Below are 24,895 nucleotides of genomic sequence, written 5' to 3' on the forward strand. Positions count from 1 at the left end.
CGGGTCCCTCACTGGTTGTTCAATGCAGTCTTTAGGATGGACGCCGAACGTGCGCCGTCAGTTCGTTTTTTCAGCCGAGCATCAAGCGCAGCTTGCGCAAAAGGTCCACCGGCGCGTAGGGCTTGGCGATCAATTCGAACTCATTGTCAGCCAGCTCATTGGGCGTCGACTCGTCCGCGCAGTACCCGGTCGTCAGCAGGATCTTCATGGCCGGATAGCGTTGGCTGATTTCCCGCGCCAGTGCCAGCCCGTTCATGTCGCCCGGCATGACCAAATCGGTGAATACCAGGTCGTATTCGCTACTCTGCAGCACGGCCAGTGCCTCGCTCGCATCTGCAGCGAGGTCGGTGTGGTAACCCTGTTCGGACAATACAAAGCGCGCCAGTTCAGCGACTTCGGCGCGATCCTCGACGATCAGGATGCGCTCCGTGCCCTTGAGATTTTCTGCGGTTTCAGCGGAGCCAGATGCCGATAGCTGACTGTCATCCGCCGGGAAGAACAGGCGCACCGTGGTGCCGAGTCCCGGCGTCGATTCGATTTTGACCACACCGCCGGATTGCTTGACGAAGCCGTAAACCATCGACAAACCGAGGCCGGCACCATTGCCTTCCTCTTTGGTGGTAAAAAACGGTTCCATCACTTTGTCGAGATCGTCAGCGGCAATGCCCACGCCGTTATCGGCAACCGCGATGCAGACGTAACGCCCCGCCGCCAGTCCGCCCTGGTGCGGATCCGTCGAGTCCGGTACATCGACGTTGCGGGTCTGCACGGTGATCGCAGGTTGCTGCTGGTCAACCAGCGCATCGCAGGCGTTGGAGAGCAAATGGTTCAGCGCCATCTCGGCCTGCGCCGGGTCGAGCCGGCAGTTCCACAAGTCCTCGGCCAGTTCGAATCGCGGTTCCAGATCGGCGGATTCATGCGTCGGCAGCGTAGAGCGCTCAAGCAAGGCATTGAGATTGATCACCCGGCCTTCGAGCCGTTGTCGGCGGGAGAATGCCAGCAGATGCTGGGTCAGCAAACGTGCTTTTTCCGCCGCCGCGCGAGCGTGGCCGGCGCCGACCACGATGCGTTGCGGATCGATGCTCGGCCGCTTGGCGGTGTGCTGGATCAGCTCGATGTAGCCGATCATCACTTGCAACAGATTGTTGAAATCGTGGGCAATGCCACCGGTCAACTGCCCGAGTGCTTCCATGTTTTCGCTGTAACGCAAACCGTCCTCGGCGTCACGGCGGCGGCTGACGTCCATTTGCGAAGCGAAGAAATACACCAGTTGTCCGCGCTCGTTGAATAGCGGCGCGATGAACAGCTCGTTCCAGAACGACGAGCCGTCCTTGCGATAGTTGAGCACCTCCACGCAGGTTTCGTGTTGATGTTTCAGCGCTTGCTTGACCCGTTGCAACACCGCACGATCAGTCTGCTCGCCTTGCAGAAACCTGCAGTTGCGCCCGAGCACTTCTTCCAGCTCGTAGCCGCTGAGTTCAAGAAACGCATTGTTGGCAAAAATGATGGGATCGTCGGGCTGCGCTGGATCGGTGACAATCATGGCCATGCGGCTGACCTGCACCGCCGCGAAAAACACATCTTTGCGTTCTTGCGAAAGGGTCGCCGCATCGGCGCGGTCGACGATCGGCCTGGATTTTCTGGGCAAGTTGACCTCCGCTAAGTGACTCCGTTTCGCTGTGACCATCATCAGCGAGCGAAGTGCCGAGGCCAGCCGCCGACAGCGCGGGTGTCCGATGAATTGTCGCAGTCCATCGATGGATCCGAATCGCCTCGCTGATTGTCGAAAGCTCACCGAGAACTGCACGCAATATCTGAAATCCGATCCGCCAGGGAGAACCACCGTGGATTTGTTGTTTCTGGGCACGTCTGCCGGCGTGCCGACCCGCCAGCGCAACGTCAGCGCGACGGCACTGATCGCGTCTGCCGGCAAGGGCTGGTACCTGATCGATTGCGGTGAAGGCACCCAGCATCAGGTGCTGCGCACGCCGCTGTCACTGAGTGAATTGCGGGCGATTTTCATCACTCATGTGCACGCCGATCACTGCCTGGGCTTGCCGGGTCTGCTGGCGAGCACCGGCATGTCCGGACGCACGCGGCCACTGGACATTGTGCTGCCAACATCGCTGCATCCATGGCTGAAAATGAGTCTGGAGGTGACGCAATCGTATCTGCCGTTCGAGATCAACCTGCACGCTGTGGAAACGCTCACGGAGTGGCGCAACGTTAACGTTCAGGTGCAGACCGTCGAACTGTCACATCGGGTGCCGTGTCACGGTTATGTGTTCACCGAGTCCGACCCGGAACCGCGTCTGGACGTGCAGCGCCTGGATGCCGAGGGTATCGAACGCGGCCCGCTCTGGGGTCAGTTGGCCCACGGTCAGGACGTGGAGGTTGACGGACGGATGCTGCACGCTCGCGACTATCTGCTGAGTTCACGACCTGATCGACGCATCATTGTCTGCGGCGATAACGATCGGCCGGCACTGCTGGCCGAAGTGGCGCAATCGGCGGATGTGCTCGTGCATGAAGCGACATTCGTGCAGGCAGCGATCGACCGCGCTCGTGCCAGTTACGGCCACAGCAGCGCCGCCGCTGTCGCCGGTTTCGCCGAATCAGCCGGGGTGCGCAATCTGGTGTTGACGCATTTCAGCGCGCGCTATCAGGCCAATCCGGCGGTGAGCCCGTCGATCGAGGATGTGCGCAACGAAGCGGCAGCGTTGTATCACGGCCAACTGATTCTGGCGCGGGATCTGCAGCGCTATCACCTCGACCGTTTGGGGCATTTGCAGCCCGTAGCGATCGAGCGCAAATCTTTGCAAGTCACCAAGATTTCACAGTGATTAACCGGGGCGCGCCGCCTGATGTCAGGCGCGCGCCCCATCAAGCGCTCATAGACGATCTTCGCCCGTGCTTCAGCTGCGATGTTGGAGCGCATGTCGGCGCCCTTGTTGAGCATGACGATGATCGAGCCAATGATCTCCAGGTGACTGAGTTCTTCAGGCCTTCAGCGCGCGATTCGATTTCCGGCGCCGCGACCACTAACGCAGCAAATGCACCACCAACCCAACCAACGCACAGCCCAGCAACACCTGAATCACTCCGCGCTTGAAGCGAAACAGCGCAATGGCCGCCGCAAGCGCAATCAACGCCGACGTCCAGTCCAGGCTGCCGCTGAAACCCTGCGGCCAGAGCACGTGATAGCCGAAGAAACACGCCAGATTGAGAATCACGCCGACCACCGCAGCGGTGATCGCGGTAAGCGGGGCGGTGAATTTGAGTTCGTCGTGCGTCGACTCCACCAGCGGGCCGCCGGCGAGGATGAACAGGAATGAGGGCAGAAAGGTAAACCACGTCACCAGCGCGGCGGCGACCGCTCCGGCGAGGAACACCTGATCGGCGCCGAACACCTGCGTCACATAAGCGCCGACAAAACCGACAAACGCCACCACCATGATCAGCGGCCCCGGTGTGGTTTCGCCCAGCGCCAGGCCGTCGATCATCTGCGTCGGAGTCAGCCAGCCGTAGTGACCGACCGCACCTTGATAGACGTAGGGCAACACTGCGTAAGCTCCACCGAAGGTGAGCAGCGCTGCCTTGGTGAAGAACCAGCTCATCTGCGTCAACGTGCCCTGCCAGCCAAACAGCGCAGTCAACACGCCCATCGGCAATGCCCACAGCGCGGCGCCAATCACGGCGAGCATGGCCAGTTTCGTCCAGCTGAAACGGGCATGGGCCGGTGTTGGCGTGTCGTCGTCGATCAACGCCGGACCGAAAGACTTCTTCGCCGCACTATGTCCGCCGGCCGTGAATTTTTCCGGCGCCAGGCGACCGCCGAAATAGCCAATCACCGCCGCGCCCAGCACGATCAGCGGAAACGGCACATTGAACGCAAAAATCGCCGTAAACGATCCCGCCGCAATTGCCCACAGCCAATTGTTCTTCAGCGCCCGCGAACCGATCCGATGGGCCGCCTGCACGACGATGGCCGTCACCGCAGGCTTGATCCCGTAAAACAGCCCGGCCACTACCGGCACCTCACCGAAGGCGATATAGAGCCACGACAGGAAAATCAGGATGAACAGCGAAGGCAACACGAACAACGCCCCGGCCACAATCCCGCCCCAGCTTCGATGCATCAGCCAGCCAATGTAGGTCGCCAGCTGCTGCGCCTCCGGCCCGGGCAGCAACATGCAATAGTTCAAGGCATGCAGAAAACGCCGCTCGGAAATCCAGCGCCGGCGCTCGACCAGTTCCTGGTGCATGATCGAAATCTGCCCGGCCGGCCCGCCGAAACTGATAAAGCCCAGCTTCAACCAGAACCAGAACGCCTCGCGCAGACTCACGCTCTGCGGCTTCACCTCGTCATCACCCGCCAACGGCTGAACTTCACTCATCGAGCTGTTCCTTTTATGCAGTCGGCAGGTTGTACCCGAAAAGCATTGCGAACAAAACGCCAGAAACGAAAAAGCCCCCGTAATCAGCAATGATTACGGGGGCTTCGTCTTGTTCAATAATGGCGGAGAGATAGGGATTCGAACCCTAGGTACCGGTGAAGGTACAACGGATTTCGAATCCGTCCCATTCGGCCACTCTGGCATCTCTCCAACGGCGCGCATCATAACAACACTTTCGTCGGTTGCGAACCCCCCAAACGAAATTTTTTCCGTGCTATCAGATGCTTGCGTCGATTAAAGCGGTACGCCCAGACGAGCGGCGACTTCTTCGTAGGCTTCGATGACATCACCGAGGCCCTGGCGGAAGCGGTCCTTGTCCATCTTCTTCTTGGTGTCCTTGTCCCATAGACGGCAGCCGTCCGGGCTGAACTCGTCGCCGAGGACGATGGAGCCGTCGCTGAACACGCCGAATTCAAGCTTGAAGTCGACCAGCAGCAGGCCGGCGTCGTCGAACAGTTTGCTCAGGACTTCGTTGACCTTGAGCGACAGTTCCTTCATGCGCACCAGTTGCTCGGCGGTGCCCCAGCCGAATGCAACAACGTGGGATTCGTTGATGAACGGGTCGCCTTTGGCGTCGTCCTTCAAGAACAGTTCGAAGGTGTACGGGTTGAGCTTCATGCCCTCCTCGACGCCCAGACGCTTGACCAGGCTGCCGGCGGCGTAGTTACGCACGACGCATTCGACCGGGATCATGTCGAGCTTCTTCACCAGGCATTCATTGTCGCCCAGCAGTTTGTCGAACTGGGTCGGCACGCCGGCCGCTTCGAGTTTCTGCATGATGAAGGCGTTGAACTTGTTGTTCACCATACCTTTGCGATCGAGCTGTTCGATGCGCTTGCCGTCGAACGCCGAAGTGTCGTTGCGAAACAGCAGGATCAAGCGGTCAGCGTCGTCGGTTTTGTAAACCGATTTGGCTTTGCCGCGGTAGAGTTCTTCACGTTTTTCCATGATGGGCTCCGCTTGCTAAGTAGGTGGGCTAGGCGATGTGGCGCCAGTCGAGCCCTGAATCTTGATCGGCCAGTTGCAGCCAGTCCGGGTCGCACCCGAGGGTGTCGACAAAACATTGCCGGGCCAGCTGCGGCAGGTTGTTCTTGCTGCTCAGATGGGCCAGGACCAGGTGTTGCAAGCCCTGCCAGCCCAACTCGGCCACCAGGAATGCCGCCTGATGGTTGTTCAGATGTCCGCGTTCGCCGCCCACCCGCTGCTTGAGAAAGTACGGGTAGTGACCACGAGCCAGCATGTCGCGGCAATGGTTGGACTCGATCATCAATGCATCGAGGTCCCGATAGCCATCCAGCACCCGCTCGCAGAACGATCCCAGGTCGGTCAGCAGGCCGAAGCGCCGCTGTTCCTGATCGCTGAAGACGTACTGGGTCGGCTCCTGCGCGTCATGGGCCACGGCAATGACCCCGACGTTCAGTGCGCCGATCTGCAGTTGCTCGCCGCCGGCGAGAAAGCCTGCCGGTTCCAGCGGTTTGCGCATCCCGCGCAGTGTGCCGCGACTGAGGTAGACCGGCAGATTGTAGCGCCGAGACAGCAAACCCACGCCATGCACGTGGTCGGCATGTTCGTGGGTCACGAGTATCGCGCTCAGCTGCGCCGGGTGCACACCCAGGCGCAACAGACGTCTTTCGGTTTCCCGCAGGGAAAAACCACAATCCACCAGCACGTACGTATCAGCACTGGCGATCAGCGTGCCGTTCCCTTGGCTACCGCTGCCGAGAACGGCAAAACGCATATCGGATCAGCCCAGGTTGTCCTGAATCACGCTCAACACTTTACGCGCGACATCGGCCGGCGCGACGGTGTTGATGTTCTTTTCTACGGTGACCTGGATGTTCTCGCCCACCTTGCTCAGGCGAACCTGATAACGCTCGGCGCGGGCTTCGACTTCTTCCTTGCTCGGCGCACTGCCGAACAGGCTGCTGAAAAAGCCAGGCTTGTCGTCTTTCTTCTCGGCTTTTTCGGCCAGGTTGATGTAGTACAAGCCCAGGCTGCGGTTGATGTCTTCAACGCGCCATTCGCCCTGTTCCAGCGCACGGCCGACGCTCGACCAGGCGCGGTCCAGATCGGTACCGACGTTCAAGACCGGGTTGCCGCTGCCGTCTTCGTTCAGGCTGACACGGCTCGGGGCGTCGAAATCACGCGAGGCCAGCATCGACACCGAGCCGCCCTTCTCGGAGGTGCGACTCATGCTCGCGAGCATGTCGTCGACCAGCGCAGCGTCCAGGCCAGTGTTGACCGAACGGTTGGTGAAGGCCACGTCGGCCGTGCTGCCGGCAGGACGCTCGGCGCTGACTACGTAGATTTCACTGGTGTTGCGCTGCACGCCCGGCTCGATACGTACGCGCACACGGGTTTCGCTGTCGCTGGCGATACCGGCCGCACTCAGGCGCTTGGCCATCGATGCGGACAACTCGTCGGAGTGCTGCCAGGTAGTGGTGAACTCGCCGGTCTGCGGACGCTGTTCATCCAGACGGAAACCGTTGTCCTGGAAGAACTGCAGCGCCACTGGCCAGACTTCGGCCGGTGGATGCTGGGCTACGACCCAACGCGAATCACCGCTCTTCTGCAGCGAGTAATCCGTGGCATCGGCAACCGCCGACAGCGGCTGAGGACGCGGCACGACGTATTCGCCCGTCGCGGTGTCATCGGCCACGTTGCGCGGGATCGGCAACAGCGGATCGAGACGTTTGGCAGTGCTCACATCCGGTGGCAATTGCATCGGTGCAGTCTGTTGCGCTTGCAGGTAATCGCTTCCACGGTCGCGGAAATAACCTTCCGGCCCCCAGACCCATCCGCAGCCACTGGTGCTGGAGATAATCAAGGCAAGTGCGGAAAGTCCGGCCATTCGCTTCATGCGTTGTACTTCCTCAATTAAACCAGGACGTTGCACTGGCGCAGGGCCGAGCGCAGCGTTTCATGACAAGGGGTGCTCAGCCAGGTCAGTGGCAGGCGGATGCCTTCGTGCATCAGGCCCATTTCGACCAAAGCCCACTTCACCGGAATCGGGTTGGCTTCGATGAACAGGTCCTTGTGCAGCGGCATCAGTTTTTCGTTGATTGCGCGTGCGGTATCGGCGTCGCCCTTCAGCGCGGCCTCGCACAGGTCAGCCATTTCGCGCGGGGCGACGTTGGCGGTGACCGAGATGTTGCCTTTGCCGCCCAGCAGGATCAGCTCGACAGCAGTCGGATCATCGCCGGACAGCACGATGAAATCCTTGCTCACGCCATCGATGATCGCTTTGGCGCGCTTGAGGTCGCCGGTGGCTTCCTTGATGCCGATGATGTTCGGCACGGTGGACAGGCGAATCACCGTCTCGGCCTGCATGTCGCAGGAGGTGCGGCCGGGAACGTTGTAGAGAATCTGCGGAATGTCGACCGCTTCAGCGATGTGCTTGAAGTGCTGGTACAGACCTTCCTGGGTCGGCTTGTTGTAATAAGGAACCACCAGCAGGCAGGCATCGGCGCCGGCGGCCTTGGCGTTGCGGGTCAGCTCGACGGCTTCGCGGGTCGAATTGGCGCCGGTGCCGGCGATGACCGGAATGCGCCCGGCAACCTGTTTGACCACGGCTTTGATGACGGCGATGTGCTCTTCTACATCAAGGGTGGCCGACTCGCCGGTAGTACCGACGGCGACGATGGCATGGGTGCCGTTCTTGAGGTGGAAGTCCACGAGTTTGCTGAGGCTGTCCCAGTCAAGACGCCCTTGTGCATCCATGGGAGTGACCAGTGCCACCATACTGCCCGCAATCATGAAACCGCTCCTGCCGGAAAAAGAGAGCGGTAATGGTACTGGCGCCAAGATGCTTGCACAAGCGAAGTACTGCGCCGCTGCCATTCCCCTTGGCGCCGCTTTTCGCTACCCTTCAGACTTTGATCGGTACAGATCAGCTTGTACGCCGGGTTTCAGCCTCCCCTTTCGGCCTCCCAGGCCCCGTTCCTGCGTCGCATCGACGCGCTCCCGCACAGTGGAGCGAGCCGCGAACGCTGGCCGGGGCTCTTTATACGGACCGCCAGAACAGGCACGCCCGGCCACCAATGCCCGTCAACCTACCGACCGCTCATCGCTTTAGGAATGCTGCATGTCCACCCCCACAGTTCGCGAACAATTCCTTGTCATCAGTGCCCTCGGCGCCAACCCCATGGAGCTGACCAACGTCCTGTGCCGCGCCAGCCATGAAAACCGCTGCGCTGTCGTCACCTCTCGCCTGACCCGCCACGGCGAGTGCAGCGCTCTGGTGCTGGAAGTTTCCGGTAGCTGGGACGCCCTCGCGCGCCTCGAAGGCAGCCTGCCATTGCTGGCCAAGCGTCACGCTTTCACCGTCAATGTGGTGCGCAGCGCCGCTCTGGAAAATCGTCCGCAAGCGCTGCCTTACGTGGCTTACGTCAGCTCGGCGTATCGCCCGGACATCATCAATGAGCTGTGCCAGTTCTTCATGGACCATAACGTCGAACTGGAAAACCTCACCTGCGACACTTACCAGGCTCCGCAGACCGGCGGCACCATGCTCAACGCCACGTTCACCGTGACCCTGCCGGCCAACACGCAGATCAGCTGGCTGCGCGATCAGTTCCTCGATTTCGCCGACGCGATGAACCTGGATGCCCTGATCGAGCCTTGGCGCCCACAAAACCCAATGTAAGGAAGCTTTCATGGCCGTTGTCATCGACCAACCGGTTGCGGATTTCACCGCGCCTGCGACCAGCGGGCAGACCGTCAGCCTGTCCGAACTCAAGGGCAAGCAAGTGGTGATCTATTTCTACCCGAAGGACAGCACCCCGGGCTGCACCACTCAAGGCCAGGGCTTTCGCGATCAATATGCGGCATTCAAGGCTGCCAACACCGAAGTCTTCGGCATTTCCCGCGACAGCTTGAAGTCGCACGAAAACTTCAAAGGCAAACAGGAATTTCCGTTTGAGCTGATCAGCGACAAGGACGAGGCGGTTTGTCAGCTGTTCGACGTGATCAAGCTGAAAAAGCTGTATGGCAAGGAATACCTGGGCGTTGATCGCAGCACTTTCCTGATTGATAAGGACGGTGTGCTGCGTCAGGAATGGCGTGGTGTGAAGGTGCCGGGGCATGTTGATGCCGTGCTGGCGGCGGCTGAGGCTCTGAATAAAGCCTGATGTTTTTGCTGCGTCGTCACCGACGCCATCGCTGGCAAGCCAGCTCCCACAGGGTTCAGCACATACAAAACCTGTGGGAGCTGGCTTGCCAGCGATGAGGCCAAAAGCCTCACCCCGATTTAAAGCAACGGCGCCACCACCGGCTCCTTGCGCGGCCACGCATCGAGCACAGCCTTGAACAGCGTCGCCAGCGGGATCGCAAAGACCCCCCCCCAGAATCCCCACAATCCGCCAAACAGCAGCACCGCGCAGATGATTGCAACCGGATGCAGATTCACTGCTTCCGAAAACAGCAACGGCACCAGCACGTTGCCGTCCAGCGTCTGAATGATTCCGTAAACCGCCATCAGGTAGATGAACTGATCGCTCCAGCCCCACTGGAACAGCGCAATCAGCAGCACCGGCACGGTCACCACTACTGCACCGACATACGGCACCACCACCGACAACCCCACCAGCAACGCCAGCAGCGCCGCGTAATTCAGGCCCAGCGCGATGAAGGCGATGTAGGTCACGCCGCCGCAAATCACGATCTCGATGCCTTTGCCACGTATGTAGTTGGCGATCTGCCGGTTCATTTCCTCCGCGACGCGGGTGATCAGTGCGCGCTCGCGAGGCAGATAGCCGCGCACCCACTCGCCGATCATGGCCCGATCCTTGAGGAAGAAAAACACCAGAATCGGCACCAGTACCAGGTAGATCATGATGTTCACCAGCAGCGGCAAACTCGACAACGAGAAAGTCAGTGCCCACTGACCAAACTTGCCAATCTCGCCCCGCGCCGCTTCGATCGCTTGCAAGACTTGCTCGTCAGACACCAGATGCGGATAGCGCTCTGGTAATAGAAGCAGCAGCGACTGCCACTTGGCGAGCATGCCCGGCAACTCGTTGAACAGCGTGATCAACTGATGCCACAGCAGCGGCAGCACCACGACAATAAACAGCATCAGCGCGCCCATGAACAGCGCAAACACCAGTCCCACCGCCACGCCGCCCGGCACGCGCAGTCGCTCGAGCGTCACCACCAGGCCTTGCATCAGATACGCCAGCACCATCCCCGCCAATACCGGCGCAAGCATGCCGCCGAGGGTGAGCACGGCGGTGAAGGCGAGAACCAGCAGCACCGCCAGCACCACGGCTTCTTCATCGGAGAAGTAGCGCTGAATCCAGTCGCGTAACACTTTGAACATCAATAATCCCTTCGATCGTTAACGCGCTCGCGTCAGGCTTTTTTCAACCAGTAACGGTAGACGCCAGCCTCGTCTTCTTCGCGCAACAGCGCATGACCGGCCAGTTTGGCAAAGGTACGGAAGTCGCGTTGCGAGCCGGCATCGGTAGCGATCACCTTGAGCACAGCGCCGCTGTGCAGTTTGTTGAGTTCCATTTTTGCCTTGAGCAACGGCAACGGACAGTTCAGGCCACTGGCGTCCAGTTCCACGTCATGGGCTACAGCGTCAGTCATTGCGTCACTCCGGTTCGTTGTCGAGCTGCCTAGAATATCTGGTCGCGGCTTCGGTGTCCGGCTACAGTAAGGTCTTTGTCCTCCAAGGCTTTGTGCATGACTTTTCTGCGCCCTACCCTGCTGACGCTCGCTTGCCTGCTCGCCTCACCAGGCTTTGCCGACGATCTGCCGTCACTCGGCGACGCCAGCTCTGCCATTGTCTCGCCGCAACAGGAATACCAGCTCGGCCGCGCCTGGCTGGCCATGCTGCGCAGTCAGGTTTCCCAGCTCAACGATCCGCAGCTCAAGGACTACGTCGAATCCAGCGTGTACAAGCTGGTCGAGACCAGTCAGGTTTCCGACCGACGCCTGGAATTCATCCTGATCAATAGCCCACAACTCAACGCCTTTGCAGCGCCGGGCGGCGTGGTCGGGGTCAACGGCGGTCTTTTCCTCAACGCCCAGACCGAGGGTGAGTACGCCTCGGTGCTCGCTCACGAATTGGCGCACTTGTCGCAACGCCACTTTGCTCGCGGGGTGGAAGCCTCACAAAGAATGCAGGTGCCGATGATGGCCGCGTTGCTGGCCGGCATTGTCATTGCGGCGGCCGGCGGCGGTGATGCCGGCATCGCCACGATCGCTGGCACCCAGGCTGCGGCGTTGCAGGAACAGCGGCGCTTCTCGCGACAAAACGAACAGGAAGCGGATCGCATCGGCATCCTCAATCTGGAAAAGGCCGGTTACGATCCGCGCTCAATGCCGACCATGTTCGAACGCCTGATGCGCCAGTACCGCTTCGACGCCAAACCGCCGGAATTCCTCCTGACTCACCCGGTCACCGAATCGCGTATCGCCGATACCCGCAACCGCGCCGAGCAGGCGAAACCGGGCGGCATCGAAGACAGCATGCGCTACCAGTTGATCCGCGCGCGGGTGCAGTTGATCTACGAAGAAACCCCGGGGCTGGGCGCCAAGCGTTTCCGCGCCCTGCTCGATGAAAACCCGAAAAACGATGTCGCGCGATACGGCCTCGCCATCGCGCAAATCAAGGGCGGCCAGCTGAACGAAGCCCGCGAAAATCTCAAGCAATTGTTGGCCAAGTCGCCCAACGAGCTTATCTACAACCTCGCTCAGGTCGATCTGGACATCACCAACAATCGCCTGCCCGATGCACAATCACGGGTCGACCGCATGCTCACGCAGTTCCCGGGCAACTATCCGCTGAATCAGGTGCGTGTCGATCTGCTGTTGAAACAGAATCGCGCCGCCGATGCCGAGAAGGCGCTGGACAGCCTGCTCAAGTCCCGCCCGGATGATCCGGACGTCTGGTATCAGGTTGCTGAAACCCGTGGCTTGTCGGGCAACATCATCGGCCTGCATCAGGCGCGAGCCGAGTATTTTGCGCTGGTCGGCGATTACCGCCAGGCCATTCAGCAGTTGGACTTCGCCAAGCGCAAGGCTGGCAACAACTTCCCGCTGTCCTCGCGCATCGATGCCCGCCAGCGTGAGCTGATGGAACAGGAGCGTATGGTCAAGGACATGATGGGCTGAGTCTTTCCAGACAAGACAAAAACTTCAGACACAAAAAAACCGCCTCTTTCGAGGCGGTTTCTTTTTTACCTTGTTGCAGGCTTATTCAGCCAGTTTGAAGGTGATGAAGCTGGCACGGCCCTGACGCAGCACGCGCATCGACACCGAACGGTTCTTCGGCAACGCCTTGGCGATGTCGGTGAACTCCTTGGCCGAGCCGATGGCCTGGTTGTTCAGGTGAGTAATCACATCACCCGGCTGCAGACCGATCAGGGCCGCAGGACCGTCCTGCACTTCCTTGATCACCACACCACCTTTGAGGTCGTAGGCTTTCTTCTGCTCGGCGGTCAATTCGCCGACCGCAACACCCAAGCGGTTGCTGCTGCTTTCCGCGCCGGATTTCGGCAGTGCGTCCAGCTCTTTGTCTTCGTCCGGAATTGCGCCGACAGTCAGCTCGACGTTCTTGCGCTTGCCTTCTCGAATCACTTCCAGATTAGCTTTGGCGCCAGCCTTCAGCGCGCCGACCAGATGCGGCAGATCGGCAGACATGACGATCGGCTGACCGTTCATGCTCAGGATCACGTCGCCAACCTGCAGGCCGCCCTTGGCCGCAGGGCCGTCATCCTGGATCTGTGCAACGAGAGCGCCGGCCGGCTTGTCCAGACCGAATGACTCGGCGAGGTCCTTGTTCACTTCCTGAATGACCACGCCCAGCCAGCCGCGGCTGACTTTGCCACCGCTTTTGAGCTGATTGGAAACGTCCATAGCCACGTCGATCGGGATGGCAAACGAAACGCCCATGAAGCCACCGGAGCGGGTGTAGATCTGCGAGTTGATGCCGACCACTTCACCGTTCAGGTTGAACAGCGGGCCACCGGAGTTGCCCGGGTTGATCGGCACGTCGGTTTGAATGAACGGCACATAGTTTTCGTTTGGCAGGCTACGACCGACGGCGCTGACGATGCCTTGGGTCACGGTGTGGTCAAAGCCGAATGGCGAACCGATCGCGACGACCCACTGGCCAGCCTTCAGATCCTGGGATTTGCCGAGCTTGAGCACCGGCAGATCCTTGCCTTCGATTTTCAGCAACGCCACGTCGGAACGTGGATCGGTGCCGACCAGCTTGGCTTTCATCTCACTGCGGTCAGCCAGACGGACGAGGATTTCGTCAGCATCGGCGATCACGTGGTTGTTGGTGAGGATGTAGCCGTCCGGCGAAATGATGAACCCCGAACCCAGCGATTGCGCTTCACGCTGACGCCCGTCGCCACGCGGTGAGCGCTGCTGAGGCGGCATGCCGCGCTCAAAGAATTCGCGCAGCATCGGTGGCAGACCTTCCAGATCCGGCATCTGCTGATTCACGCGACGGTCCGGCAGTTTCTGCGTGGTACTGATATTCACTACCGCTGGCGACGCTTGTTCGACCAACTGGGTGAAATCAGGCAGATCGGCCGCTTGCGCAGCAGGGACCGCCTGACCGAGCAACAGCACGGTGGCGAAGATGGAAAGATAAGACTTCAAACTAGGTATCGACATACAGCTCCCGTTACGACGAGCAGGGTTAAGCGATATGGAGCAAAGGAACACCGGAAACCACAGACCGGTATTTTTGTTCCGGGAACAACAAACAAGGCCAGAGCCGTGAGGCTCTGACCTATAAAAAATTTTCAGGGGTTTTGCAAATGAAAATGCTCAGCAAACATTTCGACGTCTCGACGACGAGGTGGAAATGACTGAAATCAGCTCACTGCTTGCTGGTCGCAGCGCCATCGTTGTTACGCATCGATAGAGCAATTCGTTCGGCGGTGCCAATCGGGATTTCGCCAACCACCGTGACCATCATTTCACCTTGCGGTGTAGTCAAACGACGGGATACCGCGACGGTAGGGCCCAACTGGGTACGAGTATCGGTGACGATTGCACCGTTCAACGGTTCAAGGAACACGGAGAAACGCGCCAAGCCATCGTCATACATCAGGCTGCTGACCTGGGTCTTGGTCTGCGCATCCTTGTGCGAACTGCTGCTGGTCAACTCGAAGCCTGGCGGCAGCCAGTCCGAACGCCAGTTTTGCACGGTCTTCGCCGCAGAAGCCTTGTCATTACCGATGTTGATCGGCTTGCAATCGGCGTCTGCCATCAAGTCTTTGTCCGACGGGACTTCATCAGTGTCGAGGCTGGTGAACTGAAAGCGCTCGAGCAATTGCCCTTTATCGTTCAACAGCAACGACTTGAGCGGCAGGCCGGTTTTCTTGTCCAGATGCAGCTCGAAACCGTATCGGTGCTGATCACGAGGGGTCAGCGACACGATCACTGCATCACGACCGGCCACGCGCGACTTGCCAATGACGGCAAGGTCATACCAATTCTTCAGCTTTTTGGGGTCCACCGCACGGGCGGCAGCGTTGGGGGAATCACCCAATCCCGCAATCAGGGTGCCGCTGACGCATTGAGTACGTCCATCAATGCGCACGACTTCCTGAGCCGAACCGTCGAGCTGCAATAACCGCTCGCGGACCTGGCCATTCTGGACACGATGCCAGATGTTGTGCGTGGAAAAACTGCCGTTGCGCTCGTAAACGAAAGTACCGTGAAAGCTTTGCTGCTGCTCGGCCTGGCCCAGACGGGTCAACCAGTCCTGGGCCTCGTCAGCGTGGGCTGGAACGATGAACCAGCCACTGAGCAGAAGCGAAAGTAGAGGGATGGCGCGCATGATCCTCCTTAACGGTTTTCCAGGCTTGCGGCACGTGCGTATGGCAGCGCGCTTTCAGTTCCTTTGAGTGCAGCCTGCTGAGCGTGCTGACGCAGGTAGCCTGGCAGACGCTGATCATGCCAGCCTGGCTGTCCTTGCAGAACGCCGTTAGCCATAGGACCAGTCGCTTCCGAGCTTTCGCTGTAACCAGCCAGAACTGCCGGACCTTTGACCTGTGGAGTGGCCAGAGTAGGCTGATTCGACTGCTGGGCCAGTTCAACACCAGCGATTTCGTCCTGGTTGTACAGGCGAACACCGGCCAGAACGGCCACGGTTACCGAAGCGGCAACAGCGAGGCGACCCAGGTTGCGCCATGGGCTGCGGGATACTTTGGCCGGAGCCGTTTCGTCTTCCAGCGCAGCGGACACTGCCGCAGCGATATCCAGACGCGGAAGCAGCAGATCCTTGTGCATGGCTGCCCGAGCGATCTGGTAACGAGCCCAGGTCTCACGGGTATCAACATCATCCAGTGCGCTAAGCACTCGACGCAATTCCAGTTCGTCCGCTTCGTTATCCATCACTGCGGACAGCGATTCCTGCAGGGCTTCACGACTCATGGCGTTCCTCTCTTGGCTGTCGCCGCTGTCTCAGTTTTCCTGCAACAACGGTTGCAGGGCTTTGTCGATGGCCTCCCGAGCGCGGAAAATCCGGGAGCGCACGGTACCCACCGGACACTGCATGACGCTCGCAATGTCCTCGTAACTCAGACCATCGAATTCACGTAAAGTTAAAGCCGTACGCAAATCCTCTGGCAGTTGCTGGATGGTCCGATGGACGGTGCCTTCGATCTCATCCCGCAGCAATGCACGTTCTGGTGATTCGAGATCCTTGAGGCCGTGATCGCCATCGTAGAACTCCGCATCCTCCGAACTTACATCGCTATCCGGCGGCCGACGGCCGCGGGAAACCAGATAGTTCTTTGCCGTGTTAATGGCAATACGGTACAGCCACGTATAAAACGCACTGTCACCGCGGAAATTTCCAAGTGCCCGATACGCCTTGATAAAGGCTTCCTGAGCAACGTCCTGGGCTTCATGGGTGTCGTGCACAAAACGCACGATCAACCCGAGAATTTTGTGCTGATATTTCAGCACCAGCAGATCGAAAGCTCGCTTGTCGCCACGCTGTACGCGTTCGACCAGCTGCTGATCCTCTTCCTGGGTTAGCATGAACACTCCTCGATAAGCCCGGAGGAGACTTGCATTACTAAACGACCAGACTTGCAAACATAGACTCGGGCTTTTCGCAAAAGTTCTCCCCCTCCAAGCAAGTTTCCTGCGAGCTCTGATTTGGCACGCACGAAAAACGCAGCGCGGGATAAACCGGCTGCGCGAATAATCTTGTTATCGGTTTCGCCGGCAGGAATCCAAACGCAGATTCCGCACTGAAGCCGACACTGTCCCTGGTTTCTGGCACCGTCTATTGATCTTGGGCCTTTGGCAAAAGTTCCAATTATTTATAGCCGCACCCACCTGACATTGCGCAACCCTGCTCGGAAAAGTCTGTTTCAGCGCCGATACAGGTGTCTTTTTCCCAAACCGGCAAAAAAACTTCCGACGAAGCACAGCGCTTTTTACCGCGCAGTAGTCTCACAATGCCATCTGGGCCTGGCTATTGTGCCGCCCAACCCCTCTATATACTAGTGGGCTGTGTGGCTGTCTTGACTCGCCGATCCAGCTGTCTTGCGCCAACCCCGACCCGGGTCGCTTTGAGCGGAATCCTGAAATGAGCCAACAGTTCCAACACGATGTTCTGGTGATTGGCAGCGGTGCTGCCGGTTTGACTCTCGCTTTGACCTTGCCCGGTCATCTGCGCATTGCCGTATTGAGCAAAGGCGATCTCGCCAACGGTTCGACATTCTGGGCCCAGGGTGGCGTTGCCGCCGTGCTCGACGATACCGATACTGTCGAATCCCACGTCGACGACACCCTCAACGCCGGCGGCGGCTTGTGTCACGAAGACGCTGTGCGTTTCACCGTCGAGCACAGCCGCGAAGCCATCCAATGGCTGATTGACCAGGGTGTGCCGTTCACCCGCGACGAACAGTCCGGCACTGAAGATGGTGGTTTCGAATTTCACCTGACACGCGAAGGCGGCCACAGTCATCGGCGCATCATCCATGCTGCAGACGCCACCGGTGCCGCGATCTTCAAAACCTTGCTGGCCCAGGCCAAAGAGCGCGAGAACATCGAACTGCTGGAACAGCGGGTGGCCGTTGATCTCATCACCGAGCGCCGCTTGGGCATGGAAGGCGATCGCTGCCTCGGCGCCTACGTGCTGAACCGCGCCACGGGCGAAGTCGACACCTACGGCGCACGTTTCGTGATTCTGGCTTCGGGCGGCGCGGCCAAGGTCTACCTTTATACCAGCAACCCCGACGGCGCCTGCGGTGACGGCATCGCCATGGCCTGGCGCTCCGGTTGCCGGGTGGCGAACCTGGAATTCAACCAGTTCCATCCGACCTGTCTGTATCACCCGCAAGCCAAAAGCTTCCTCATCACCGAGGCCCTGCGTGGCGAGGGCGCGCATTTGAAGCTGCCCAACGGCGAGCGCTTCATGTATCGCTTCGACAAACGCGCCGAGCTGGCGCCTCGTGACATCGTCGCGCGGGCCATCGACCATGAGATGAAGCGCCTGGGTGTCGACTGCGTATATCTCGACATCAGCCACAAGCCTGAATCGTTCGTAAAAACTCACTTCCCGACTGTTTATGAACGCTGCCTGGGCTTCGGCATCGACATCACCAAACAACCGATCCCGGTGGTTCCCGCCGCGCACTACACCTGTGGCGGAGTGATGGTCGATCAGCACGGTCGCACCGACGTGCCTGGTCTCTACGCCATCGGCGAAACCAGCTTCACCGGCCTGCACGGCGCCAATCGCATGGCCAGCAACTCACTCCTGGAATGCTTCGTTTATGCCCGTTCGGCAGCGGCGGACATTCTCGCGCAACTTGATGAGGTCGCGGCACCAAAAGCCCTGCCCGCTTGGGACGCCAGCCAGGTCACCGACTCGGATGAAGACGTGATCATCGCGCACAACTGGGACGAATTGCGCCGATTCATGTGGGACTACGTCGGCATCGTGCGCACCAACAAGCGCCTGCAAAGGGCGCAGCACCGGGTGCGTCTGCTGCTGGATGAGATCGATGAGTTCTACAGCAATTATAAAGTCAGCCGCGACCTGATCGAGCTGCGCAATCTGGCACAGGTCGCCGAGTTGATGATCAGCTCAGCCATGGAGCGCAAGGAAAGTCGTGGCCTGCATTACACCCTCGACTACCCGGACCTGCTGCCCGAAGCGCTCGACACTATTCTGGTGCCGCCCACCTACGCCGGCTGAACTTGAGCCGCACTCGCAGGCGTCGGTGCAGATCCGCCGCCTGCGAGTCACGTGGTACGCAGATCGACCTGACCCGCCACTCTCCGCGAAGGCGAAAGCGCAGCACCACGATCAACGGCAGCGCCAGACTGTCCGGGCGCAGTTGCACCGCTTGCCAGCCATCAGCCTGATTCCAGACCTGCCAGCCATCGCCGTCGCGCCGTAACCCGCAAAATGCTTGCGGATGACTCAGCAGAATCTGCCGTGGCAGCACCCAAAAACCATGCAGCGCACATACGCAAGCGCCGAGCAGACTGGCCCAGAGTGGAATCGACAGCAGACACAGCGAACCCATGGCGAACGCCTGGGCCAACAGATACGCCGCCAGCAACTGCCGTGAGGCATGCCAGCGGCATTCGAACGTATTACTTGGGCTGGACACGATCCAGAATCATGCGGACCATGCGTTGCAGCTCGGGATCTTCCGACTCGCTGCGCTCCATGAACCAGCCGAACATGTCCTGATCCTCACAGGTCAGCAAACGCACGTACAGATCGCGATCCACTTGATTCAACGTCGCGTAAACCTCCTGCACGAACGGCACCAGCAGCACGTCAAGCTCAAGCATGCCGCGACGGCTGTGCCAAAAGAGGCGATTCAGTTCAACTTGTTCGACCATGGAGCCCTCCTCGAATTTGCCGGGCAGTATACAGCCCCGGCGCGGGCCGCACAGTCGGCTTTGGTCGGGGACCCCTGATCCTTTATCAACTACCCATTTCAACCCTGCCCCCTTATGATGTGCCCCAGTCTATTTACCCTGCGATGACCCATGGCCGATTCTGCTTTTTTCTGCACCCTGTCTCATGAAGGCGTACTCGCGGTTCGCGGTGCGGACGCCGGAAAATTCCTGCAAGGCCAGTTGACCTGCAATATCAATTACCTGAGCGACACCCGCGCCAGCCTCGGCGCCCGCTGCACACAGAAAGGCCGGATGCAGTCGAGCTTCCGCATCCTGCTTGAAGGTGACGGCGTGGTGATGGCGATGGCCAGCGAGCTGCTCGAACCGCAACTGGCCGACCTGAAAAAGTACGCAGTGTTCTCCAAATCGAAACTGACCGATGAAAGCGCCGCCTGGGTGCGCTTCGGTGTGGCACATGGCTATGCAGCCCTGACCAGCCTCGGTCTGGCACTGCCCGCCGAAACCGACAGCGTTGTGCGCAACGAAGGCCTGATCGCAATTCGCGTTTCGCCCGAGCGGGCCGAACTCTGGGTGCCTGCCGCTCAGGCGCCAAACATTCAAAGCCGACTGTCCGCCACGCTGGCTGAGGGCGAACTGAATCAATGGCTGCTGGGCCAGATCCGCGCCGGTATCGGCCAGGTCATGCCTTCCACTCGCGAACTGTTCATCCCGCAGATGCTCAATCTGCAGGCGGTCGGCGGCGTGAGCTTCAAGAAAGGCTGCTACACCGGCCAGGAAATCGTCGCGCGCATGCAGTACCTGGGCAAGCTCAAGCGGCGCCTGTACCGCCTGCGCCTCGACGCGGCCGAGTTGCCGGAGCCCGGCACTCAGTTGTTCGCGCCCAGCCACAACAGCTCGATCGGCGAAGTGGTGCTGGCGGCCAATGCCGAGGGAAACATTGAACTCCTGGCCGTGTTGCAGGCCGAAGCTGCCGAAGCCGGTGATTTGCGTCTGGGCGCCCTCGAAGGCCCCGCGTTGCACGTGCTCGACCTGCCTTACGAACTGGATCGCGACCGCGAAATCCAGCGTTGATCGCAGCATTGTTGCAACACCCTAGAGAGTCCAAATGAGCGAACTGGCGGAAAAGGTCCAACAGGATTTGGTTGCGGCCATCGATAACGATGACCTGGTTCTGCCAACGTTGCCGGAAGTGGCCCTGCAAATTCGCAAGGCCGCCGAGGATCCGGAAATCAGCGTCAGCGATCTGAGCAAAGTCATCGGCCGCGACACCGCGCTGTCGGCGCGCCTGATCAAAGTGGTCAACAGTCCGCTGCTGCGCGCTGCGCAGGAAGTCACCGACCTGCACACCGCCATTACCCGTTTGGGCATCAACTACAGCAGCAACCTGGCGATCGGTCTGGTGATGGAGCAGATCTTCAATGCCCGCTCCGAGGTGGTCGAACAGAAGATGCGCGAAGTCTGGCGCAGCAGTCTGGAAATCGCTGGCGTCAGCTATGCCCTGTGTCGTCGTCACACTCAGCTCAAACCCGATCAGGCGGCACTCGGCGGGCTGGTGCATCAGATTGGCGTGCTGCCGATTCTGACTTACGCCGAAGACCACAATGAACTGCTCTCTGATGCGGTCAGCCTGACCCATGTGATCGAGCAGATTCACCCATTGCTCGGCGAGAAATTGCTGCGGGTCTGGGAGTTTCCCGAGCGCCTGGTGCATTTGCCATTGCTGTATCAAGACTTCAGCCGCGACTCGACGCGCATCGATTACGTCGATGTCGTGCAAGTGGCCAATTTGTATTGCCGCAAGGACACCGATCATCCGTTTGCGCGGATTGATCCGTTTAGCGTGCCGGCGTTCAGGAAGCTGGGGATTGATCCGGAGAACAAGCAGTTTTGCGCGGATCTGGAAGAATCGCGGTCGATGTTCTACTGACCTGTGGTGAGGGGATTTATCCCCGTTGGGTTGCGAAGCGACCCTAGACTCTGCGATCCGAACCGCGACTGCTGCGCAGCCGAGCGGGGATAAATCCCCTCGCCACAAAACTACTACCAGGGGGAAAATCCCCCGCCACAAAAGTATTACCCGGCAATAAAACTGACCCGCACCTTCAACCCTGCCTGCTCGCCATCATGCAAGGTGATCTGCGCCAGATGCGCGCGACAGATCTCGCCGACAATCGCCAAGCCCAGACCTGAACCGGCAACCTGCTGATTGCGCCGATAAAACCGTTCGAACACTCGATCACGCTCGTGCAGCGGGATGCCTGGCCCGTCGTCCTCAACCTCAAGCACCGCCGGGGCCGTGACCCGCAGAATCACATTGCCGCCCGATGGCGTATGCGCCAGCGCGTTGTCGACCAGATTGCTCAGCAGCTCATTGAGCAGCGTCGGCTCACCGCGCAGCCACACCGGTTCATCCGCTTCAAGCGCCAGCGCCACGCCGCGCTTGTGCGCCAAAGGCGCCATGGCCATGCCCAGCTCTCGGGCCAATTGACTCAGATCGAGCAACTGCGCGCCGCCCTCGGCAATCGCCCGCGCACCGTTTTCGACACGGGCCAGCGACAGCAGCTGATTGGCCAGATGGGTCAGGCGATCGGTGCTTTGTGCGGATGACTCAAGGGTGGTGCGCCAGGTTTCCGGTTCGTTTGAGCGCAGGCCCAATTCCAGGCGTGCCTTGAGTGCCGCCAGCGGCGTGCGCAACTCGTGAGCGGCATCGGCGATGAACTGCGCCTGCCGCTCGAACTGGCCGCGTAGCCTTTCGGTGAAATGATTGAGCGCGCGGACCAAGGGTCCCAGTTCATGCTGCACTTCCACCAACGGCAGTGGCCGCAAGTCGTCGGGCTGGCGTTCCTCAACGGCGGTTCTTAACCGCTCCAGCGGGCGCAACGCCGCACTCACCGCGAACCACACCAGCAACAATGCGCCCACGGCCAGCATGCCCAGGCGCAGCAACGTATCGGCCGCCAGACTGCGCGCCATACTGACTCGCGCTTCGTCGGTTTCAGCCACGCGGATCTCCGCCATGCCGTTCATGTTCGGCTCGCTTACGGCCTTGAGCAGGCTGACCACGCGCACGTTCTGGCCGTTGTACTTCGCATTGTAAAAGCGCGCCAGCGCCGGATAGCTGTCGGTGCGCGGCGTGCCGGGCGGTGGCCCGGGAAGATTTTCGTAGCCGGAAATCAGCTTCTGGTGAATGTCGTTGACCTGGTAATAGATGCGCCCGGCGCTGTCGTAGGCGAAGGTGTCCAGCGCCACGTAAGGCACATCGGCGCTGAGGCTGCCATCGCGCTGCGACAACCCGGCAGCGATGGTGCGTGCCGAGGCCAGCAGCGTGCGGTCATACGCGGTGTCGGCGGCTTCGCGACCGTTCCAGTAAGCGCTCAAGCCGCTGGCGAGCATCAGCACCACCAGCAACCATCCAAGGTTCCACAGCAACCGCCAGCGCAGGCTGCTGGGCTTATGCATCGCGGCTTTCCAGCAGATAGCCGAGGCCACGGAAGGTGACGATGGCCACGGGCTGGCCATCGAGTTTCTTGCGCAAGCGGTGCACGTAGATTTCGATGGCGTCGGGGCTGGCTTCTTCATCGAGGCCGAACACCTGCGCGGCCAGTTGCTCCTTGCTCATCACTCGCCCCGGCCGCGCGATCAACGCTTCGAGGACGGCTTGCTCGCGTGAGGTGAGGGTCAGCAGTTCGTCGCCGAGGGTGAAGCGCCGCGTATCGAGGTCGTAAGCCAGCACGCCACAGCGCTGCTGACGCTCGCCGCCCAGCACACTGCGGCGCAGCAAGGCTTTGACCCGCGCTTCCAGTTCCGTCAGTTCGAACGGCTTGGCCAAGTAGTCGTCAGCACCGAGATTGAGACCATGCACGCGATCCTTGACGTCGCTGCGCGCGGTCAGCATCAACACCGGCAGGTTTTTGCCGCGTGCACGCAGCCGCGCCAGCACCTCGAAACCGTCCATGCGCGGCAGGCCTACGTCGAGGATCGCTACGGCGTATTCCTCGCTGCCCAACGCCAGGTCGGCAGCTACGCCATCGTGCAACACATCCACCGTCAGACCGGTGCTCTTGAGCGCCTGAGCCACGCTTTCGGCCAGTTGCAAATGGTCTTCGACGAGCAGGACACGCATGGATTTTTACCTCGTTCAGGGTTGGCCGACGCCACGCTTTGTCGCGGAGTTTACAGCCGCAACCGCCGCTGTGAAGCCCGAAAAACCGTGAAAGACAATTGAAAGGTTGTTGAAAGGTTAGCCGGTTAGAGTCGGCCCACGGACAGTTTCGACTGTCGCCGCTGCCGCCACACAGCGCAACGCAAAACGCCATGAAGCGTTTTCGACTCATAAGAACAATAACGGAGTACCCCAGCATGCCCTCCATGCGCACCGAGGCTGTAATGCCTGCTCGCCTTGCTCGATTCCACCGTTGCACCGTCGGCTTCTCGCCGCAGTCCTGTTTCCCCTCCGTTGTTTCAGTCGTTGCGCGCGCGCCGCGAGAAAACTGCGCCTGCCGCTAGGTTTTCGCGTTGCCCTTTGGTCATTCGGTCCATCCATAACAACAACTCCTCTGGAGACTCAAATGAACGTATCACTGCGTAAAGTTGCTCTCGCCGCTGGCGCGATGCTGTTTGCCGGCCAACTCATGGCCGAGCCCAAACGTCCGGAATGCATCGCCCCCGCCTCCCCCGGCGGCGGTTTCGACCTGACCTGCAAACTGGTGCAGAGCGCACTGGTCAACCAGAAGTTGCTGAGCAAGCCGATGCGCGTCACCTACATGCCCGGCGGTGTCGGCGCGGTGGCGTACAACGCGGTGGTCGCGCAACGTCCGGCGGATGCCGGCACGCTGGTGGCGTGGTCGAGCGGTTCGCTGTTGAACCTGGCCCAGGGCAAGTTCGGCCGCTTCGATGAAACCAACGTGCGCTGGCTCGCGGCCGTCGGCACCAGCTACGGTGCCATCGCAGTGAAAAGCGATTCGCCCTACAAGACCCTCGACGATCTCGTTCAGGCGTTGAAGAAAGATCCAGGCTCGGTGGTTATCGGCTCCGGCGGCACCGTCGGCAGCCAGGACTGGATGCAGACCGCATTGATTGCCAAGGCCGCCGGCATCAACCCGCGCGAGCTGCGTTATGTGGCACTCGAAGGCGGCGGTGAGATCGCCACGGCTCTGCTCGGCGGCCACATCCAGGTCGGCAGTACCGACATCTCCGACTCCATGCCGCACATCCAGAGCGGTGACATGCGCCTGCTCGCGGTGTTCTCGGACAAGCGTCTCGACGAACCGGAAATGAAGGACATCCCGACCGCTCGCGAGCAAGGCTACGACATCGTCTGGCCGGTGGTGCGCGGCTTCTACCTCGGGCCAAAAGTCAGCGACGAAGACTACGCCTGGTGGAAAGACTCGTTCGACAAACTGCTGGCTTCCGACGAGTTCGCCAAGCTGCGCGATCAGCGTGAGCTGTTCCCGTTCGCCATGACCGGCCCGGAACTGGACACCTACGTGAAGAAGCAGGTCGCCGACTACAAAGTGCTGGCCAAAGAGTTCGGCCTGATCCAGTGATCGTCTCTGTCTAGTGGCTGC

General features: G+C 60.2%; 24 protein-coding genes, 1 tRNA gene and 1 pseudogene. 8 read left to right on the forward strand and 18 right to left on the reverse strand.

Annotated features, from left to right (window positions below; genetic code table 11):
• Positions 1-70 precede the first annotated feature (70 nt).
• On the reverse strand, positions 71-1,648 hold the full coding sequence (locus ACV8MC_RS00090) for a histidine kinase famiy protein (RefSeq protein ID WP_457264076.1): 1,578 nt from the start codon (positions 1,646-1,648) through the stop codon (positions 71-73).
• A gap of 196 nt (positions 1,649-1,844) precedes the next feature.
• Here ACV8MC_RS00090 and ACV8MC_RS00095 point away from each other — a divergent pair, with 196 nt between their 5' ends.
• Positions 1,845-2,843 carry a ribonuclease Z gene (locus ACV8MC_RS00095; protein ID WP_256809436.1) on the forward strand — a complete coding sequence of 333 codons (999 nt, stop codon included), beginning with the start codon at positions 1,845-1,847 and terminating at the stop codon, positions 2,841-2,843.
• Between the two features lie 23 nt (positions 2,844-2,866).
• Here the strand turns inward: ACV8MC_RS00095 and ACV8MC_RS00100 are convergent.
• From ACV8MC_RS00100 to dapA, 7 genes and pseudogenes are all read right to left on the reverse strand, one after another.
• A pseudogene (locus ACV8MC_RS00100) lies at positions 2,867-3,001 on the reverse strand (manganese catalase family protein); the annotation flags it as partial.
• 40 nt (positions 3,002-3,041) lie between these two features.
• Positions 3,042-4,397: a chromate efflux transporter gene (gene chrA / locus ACV8MC_RS00105; RefSeq protein ID WP_457264078.1), complete on the reverse strand. Its 1,356-nt coding sequence runs from the start codon at positions 4,395-4,397 to the stop codon at positions 3,042-3,044.
• A gap of 120 nt (positions 4,398-4,517) precedes the next feature.
• A tRNA-Ser gene (locus ACV8MC_RS00110) sits at positions 4,518-4,607 on the reverse strand.
• 84 nt (positions 4,608-4,691) lie between these two features.
• A complete protein-coding gene (gene purC / locus ACV8MC_RS00115; RefSeq protein ID WP_150636519.1) occupies positions 4,692-5,405 on the reverse strand; it encodes a phosphoribosylaminoimidazolesuccinocarboxamide synthase in 714 nt (237 codons plus the stop codon).
• Positions 5,406-5,433: 28 nt separating this feature from the next.
• Positions 5,434-6,195: an MBL fold metallo-hydrolase gene (locus ACV8MC_RS00120; RefSeq protein WP_024012002.1), complete on the reverse strand. Its 762-nt coding sequence runs from the start codon at positions 6,193-6,195 to the stop codon at positions 5,434-5,436.
• A 6-nt stretch (positions 6,196-6,201) separates the two neighbouring features.
• Positions 6,202-7,317, reverse strand: a complete 1,116-nt coding sequence (gene bamC / locus ACV8MC_RS00125; protein WP_016771264.1) for an outer membrane protein assembly factor BamC — start codon at positions 7,315-7,317, stop codon at positions 6,202-6,204.
• Between the two features lie 17 nt (positions 7,318-7,334).
• Entirely contained in the window at positions 7,335-8,213 is an 879-nt protein-coding gene (gene dapA / locus ACV8MC_RS00130; RefSeq protein ID WP_016771265.1) for a 4-hydroxy-tetrahydrodipicolinate synthase, read from the reverse strand.
• A gap of 328 nt (positions 8,214-8,541) precedes the next feature.
• On the opposite strand from dapA, the gene ACV8MC_RS00135 reads away from it, so the two are divergent.
• On the forward strand, positions 8,542-9,102 hold the full coding sequence (locus ACV8MC_RS00135) for a glycine cleavage system protein R (RefSeq protein ID WP_024012001.1): 561 nt from the start codon (positions 8,542-8,544) through the stop codon (positions 9,100-9,102).
• Between the two features lie 10 nt (positions 9,103-9,112).
• Positions 9,113-9,586, forward strand: coding sequence for a peroxiredoxin (locus ACV8MC_RS00140; RefSeq protein WP_041478861.1), 474 nt, complete (start codon positions 9,113-9,115; stop codon positions 9,584-9,586).
• A 119-nt stretch (positions 9,587-9,705) separates the two neighbouring features.
• On the opposite strand, the gene ACV8MC_RS00145 is transcribed toward ACV8MC_RS00140, so the two are convergent.
• Together ACV8MC_RS00145 and ACV8MC_RS00150 are read right to left on the reverse strand one after the other, a co-directional pair.
• Complete coding sequence (locus ACV8MC_RS00145; protein WP_457264079.1) at positions 9,706-10,776, reverse strand: AI-2E family transporter; 1,071 nt, start codon at positions 10,774-10,776, stop codon at positions 9,706-9,708.
• Positions 10,777-10,808: 32 nt separating this feature from the next.
• Positions 10,809-11,048 carry a sulfurtransferase TusA family protein gene (locus ACV8MC_RS00150; RefSeq protein ID WP_041478863.1) on the reverse strand — a complete coding sequence of 80 codons (240 nt, stop codon included), beginning with the start codon at positions 11,046-11,048 and terminating at the stop codon, positions 10,809-10,811.
• Positions 11,049-11,144: 96 nt separating this feature from the next.
• Here ACV8MC_RS00150 and ACV8MC_RS00155 point away from each other — a divergent pair, with 96 nt between their 5' ends.
• Positions 11,145-12,578, forward strand: a complete 1,434-nt coding sequence (locus ACV8MC_RS00155; RefSeq protein ID WP_095180604.1) for a M48 family metalloprotease — start codon at positions 11,145-11,147, stop codon at positions 12,576-12,578.
• Between the two features lie 81 nt (positions 12,579-12,659).
• Here the strand turns inward: ACV8MC_RS00155 and ACV8MC_RS00160 are convergent, their stop codons facing one another.
• From ACV8MC_RS00160 to rpoE, 4 genes are all read right to left on the reverse strand, one after another.
• On the reverse strand, positions 12,660-14,093 hold the full coding sequence (locus tag ACV8MC_RS00160; RefSeq protein WP_150742398.1) for a DegQ family serine endoprotease: 1,434 nt from the start codon (positions 14,091-14,093) through the stop codon (positions 12,660-12,662).
• A gap of 208 nt (positions 14,094-14,301) precedes the next feature.
• Complete coding sequence (locus ACV8MC_RS00165) at positions 14,302-15,267, reverse strand: MucB/RseB C-terminal domain-containing protein (RefSeq protein ID WP_457264080.1); 966 nt, start codon at positions 15,265-15,267, stop codon at positions 14,302-14,304.
• Between the two features lie 8 nt (positions 15,268-15,275).
• Positions 15,276-15,863: a sigma-E factor negative regulatory protein gene (locus ACV8MC_RS00170; RefSeq protein ID WP_008077804.1), complete on the reverse strand. Its 588-nt coding sequence runs from the start codon at positions 15,861-15,863 to the stop codon at positions 15,276-15,278.
• Positions 15,864-15,893: 30 nt separating this feature from the next.
• A complete protein-coding gene (rpoE, locus tag ACV8MC_RS00175; protein ID WP_003172477.1) occupies positions 15,894-16,475 on the reverse strand; it encodes an RNA polymerase sigma factor RpoE in 582 nt (193 codons plus the stop codon).
• A gap of 556 nt (positions 16,476-17,031) precedes the next feature.
• Here rpoE and nadB point away from each other — a divergent pair.
• A complete protein-coding gene (nadB, locus tag ACV8MC_RS00180; protein ID WP_236167975.1) occupies positions 17,032-18,648 on the forward strand; it encodes an L-aspartate oxidase in 1,617 nt (538 codons plus the stop codon).
• Here nadB and ACV8MC_RS00185 read toward each other — a convergent pair.
• Both ACV8MC_RS00185 and ACV8MC_RS00190 read right to left on the reverse strand, forming a co-directional pair.
• Complete coding sequence (locus ACV8MC_RS00185; protein WP_457264083.1) at positions 18,617-19,069, reverse strand: protein YgfX; 453 nt, start codon at positions 19,067-19,069, stop codon at positions 18,617-18,619. The genes nadB and ACV8MC_RS00185 overlap by 32 nt on opposite strands.
• A complete protein-coding gene (locus ACV8MC_RS00190) occupies positions 19,053-19,307 on the reverse strand; it encodes an FAD assembly factor SdhE (RefSeq protein WP_007911418.1) in 255 nt (84 codons plus the stop codon). Before ACV8MC_RS00190 ends, ACV8MC_RS00185 begins: the two co-directional genes overlap by 17 nt.
• A 150-nt stretch (positions 19,308-19,457) precedes the next feature.
• On the opposite strand from ACV8MC_RS00190, the gene ygfZ reads away from it, so the two are divergent.
• The gene (gene ygfZ, locus ACV8MC_RS00195) at positions 19,458-20,399 is read left to right on the forward strand and encodes a CAF17-like 4Fe-4S cluster assembly/insertion protein YgfZ (RefSeq protein ID WP_457264085.1); all 942 of its coding nucleotides are present in this window, start codon (positions 19,458-19,460) and stop codon (positions 20,397-20,399) included.
• A gap of 34 nt (positions 20,400-20,433) precedes the next feature.
• Positions 20,434-21,255 (forward strand): HDOD domain-containing protein, encoded by an 822-nt coding sequence (locus ACV8MC_RS00200; protein ID WP_016770675.1) that lies wholly within the window; start codon positions 20,434-20,436, stop codon positions 21,253-21,255.
• Between the two features lie 146 nt (positions 21,256-21,401).
• On the opposite strand, the gene ACV8MC_RS00205 is transcribed toward ACV8MC_RS00200, so the two are convergent.
• Together ACV8MC_RS00205 and ACV8MC_RS00210 are read right to left on the reverse strand one after the other, a co-directional pair.
• Positions 21,402-22,787 carry a sensor histidine kinase gene (locus tag ACV8MC_RS00205; RefSeq protein ID WP_024011993.1) on the reverse strand — a complete coding sequence of 462 codons (1,386 nt, stop codon included), beginning with the start codon at positions 22,785-22,787 and terminating at the stop codon, positions 21,402-21,404.
• Entirely contained in the window at positions 22,780-23,451 is a 672-nt protein-coding gene (locus ACV8MC_RS00210) for a response regulator (protein ID WP_024011992.1), read from the reverse strand. The genes ACV8MC_RS00205 and ACV8MC_RS00210 overlap by 8 nt, the downstream gene beginning before the upstream one ends.
• A gap of 445 nt (positions 23,452-23,896) precedes the next feature.
• On the opposite strand from ACV8MC_RS00210, the gene ACV8MC_RS00215 reads away from it, so the two are divergent.
• Positions 23,897-24,874 (forward strand): Bug family tripartite tricarboxylate transporter substrate binding protein, encoded by a 978-nt coding sequence (locus ACV8MC_RS00215; RefSeq protein WP_024011991.1) that lies wholly within the window; start codon positions 23,897-23,899, stop codon positions 24,872-24,874.
• Positions 24,875-24,895 lie beyond the last annotated feature (21 nt).

The organism is Pseudomonas sp. PK-RTE-24 (genome assembly GCF_054052265.1).

Coding starts and splice junctions, on each gene's coding strand:
- chrA (WP_457264078.1), bottom strand. CDS start 4,397: ATGAGTGAAGTTCAGCCGTTGGCGGGTGATGACGAGGTGAAGCCGCAG.
- ACV8MC_RS00170 (WP_008077804.1), bottom strand. CDS start 15,863: ATGAGTCGTGAAGCCCTGCAGGAATCGCTGTCCGCAGTGATGGATAAC.
- nadB (WP_236167975.1), top strand. CDS start 17,032: ATGAGCCAACAGTTCCAACACGATGTTCTGGTGATTGGCAGCGGTGCT.
- dapA (WP_016771265.1), bottom strand. CDS start 8,213: ATGATTGCGGGCAGTATGGTGGCACTGGTCACTCCCATGGATGCACAA.
- ACV8MC_RS00155 (WP_095180604.1), top strand. CDS start 11,145: ATGACTTTTCTGCGCCCTACCCTGCTGACGCTCGCTTGCCTGCTCGCC.
- ACV8MC_RS00205 (WP_024011993.1), bottom strand. CDS start 22,787: ATGCATAAGCCCAGCAGCCTGCGCTGGCGGTTGCTGTGGAACCTTGGA.
- ACV8MC_RS00135 (WP_024012001.1), top strand. CDS start 8,542: ATGTCCACCCCCACAGTTCGCGAACAATTCCTTGTCATCAGTGCCCTC.
- ACV8MC_RS00140 (WP_041478861.1), top strand. CDS start 9,113: ATGGCCGTTGTCATCGACCAACCGGTTGCGGATTTCACCGCGCCTGCG.
- ACV8MC_RS00190 (WP_007911418.1), bottom strand. CDS start 19,307: ATGGTCGAACAAGTTGAACTGAATCGCCTCTTTTGGCACAGCCGTCGC.
- purC (WP_150636519.1), bottom strand. CDS start 5,405: ATGGAAAAACGTGAAGAACTCTACCGCGGCAAAGCCAAATCGGTTTAC.
- ACV8MC_RS00145 (WP_457264079.1), bottom strand. CDS start 10,776: ATGTTCAAAGTGTTACGCGACTGGATTCAGCGCTACTTCTCCGATGAA.
- bamC (WP_016771264.1), bottom strand. CDS start 7,317: ATGAAGCGAATGGCCGGACTTTCCGCACTTGCCTTGATTATCTCCAGC.
- ygfZ (WP_457264085.1), top strand. CDS start 19,458: ATGGCCGATTCTGCTTTTTTCTGCACCCTGTCTCATGAAGGCGTACTC.
- ACV8MC_RS00150 (WP_041478863.1), bottom strand. CDS start 11,048: ATGACTGACGCTGTAGCCCATGACGTGGAACTGGACGCCAGTGGCCTG.
- ACV8MC_RS00200 (WP_016770675.1), top strand. CDS start 20,434: ATGAGCGAACTGGCGGAAAAGGTCCAACAGGATTTGGTTGCGGCCATC.
- ACV8MC_RS00210 (WP_024011992.1), bottom strand. CDS start 23,451: ATGCGTGTCCTGCTCGTCGAAGACCATTTGCAACTGGCCGAAAGCGTG.
- ACV8MC_RS00215 (WP_024011991.1), top strand. CDS start 23,897: ATGAACGTATCACTGCGTAAAGTTGCTCTCGCCGCTGGCGCGATGCTG.
- ACV8MC_RS00120 (WP_024012002.1), bottom strand. CDS start 6,195: ATGCGTTTTGCCGTTCTCGGCAGCGGTAGCCAAGGGAACGGCACGCTG.
- ACV8MC_RS00165 (WP_457264080.1), bottom strand. CDS start 15,267: ATGCGCGCCATCCCTCTACTTTCGCTTCTGCTCAGTGGCTGGTTCATC.
- rpoE (WP_003172477.1), bottom strand. CDS start 16,475: ATGCTAACCCAGGAAGAGGATCAGCAGCTGGTCGAACGCGTACAGCGT.
- ACV8MC_RS00160 (WP_150742398.1), bottom strand. CDS start 14,093: ATGTCGATACCTAGTTTGAAGTCTTATCTTTCCATCTTCGCCACCGTG.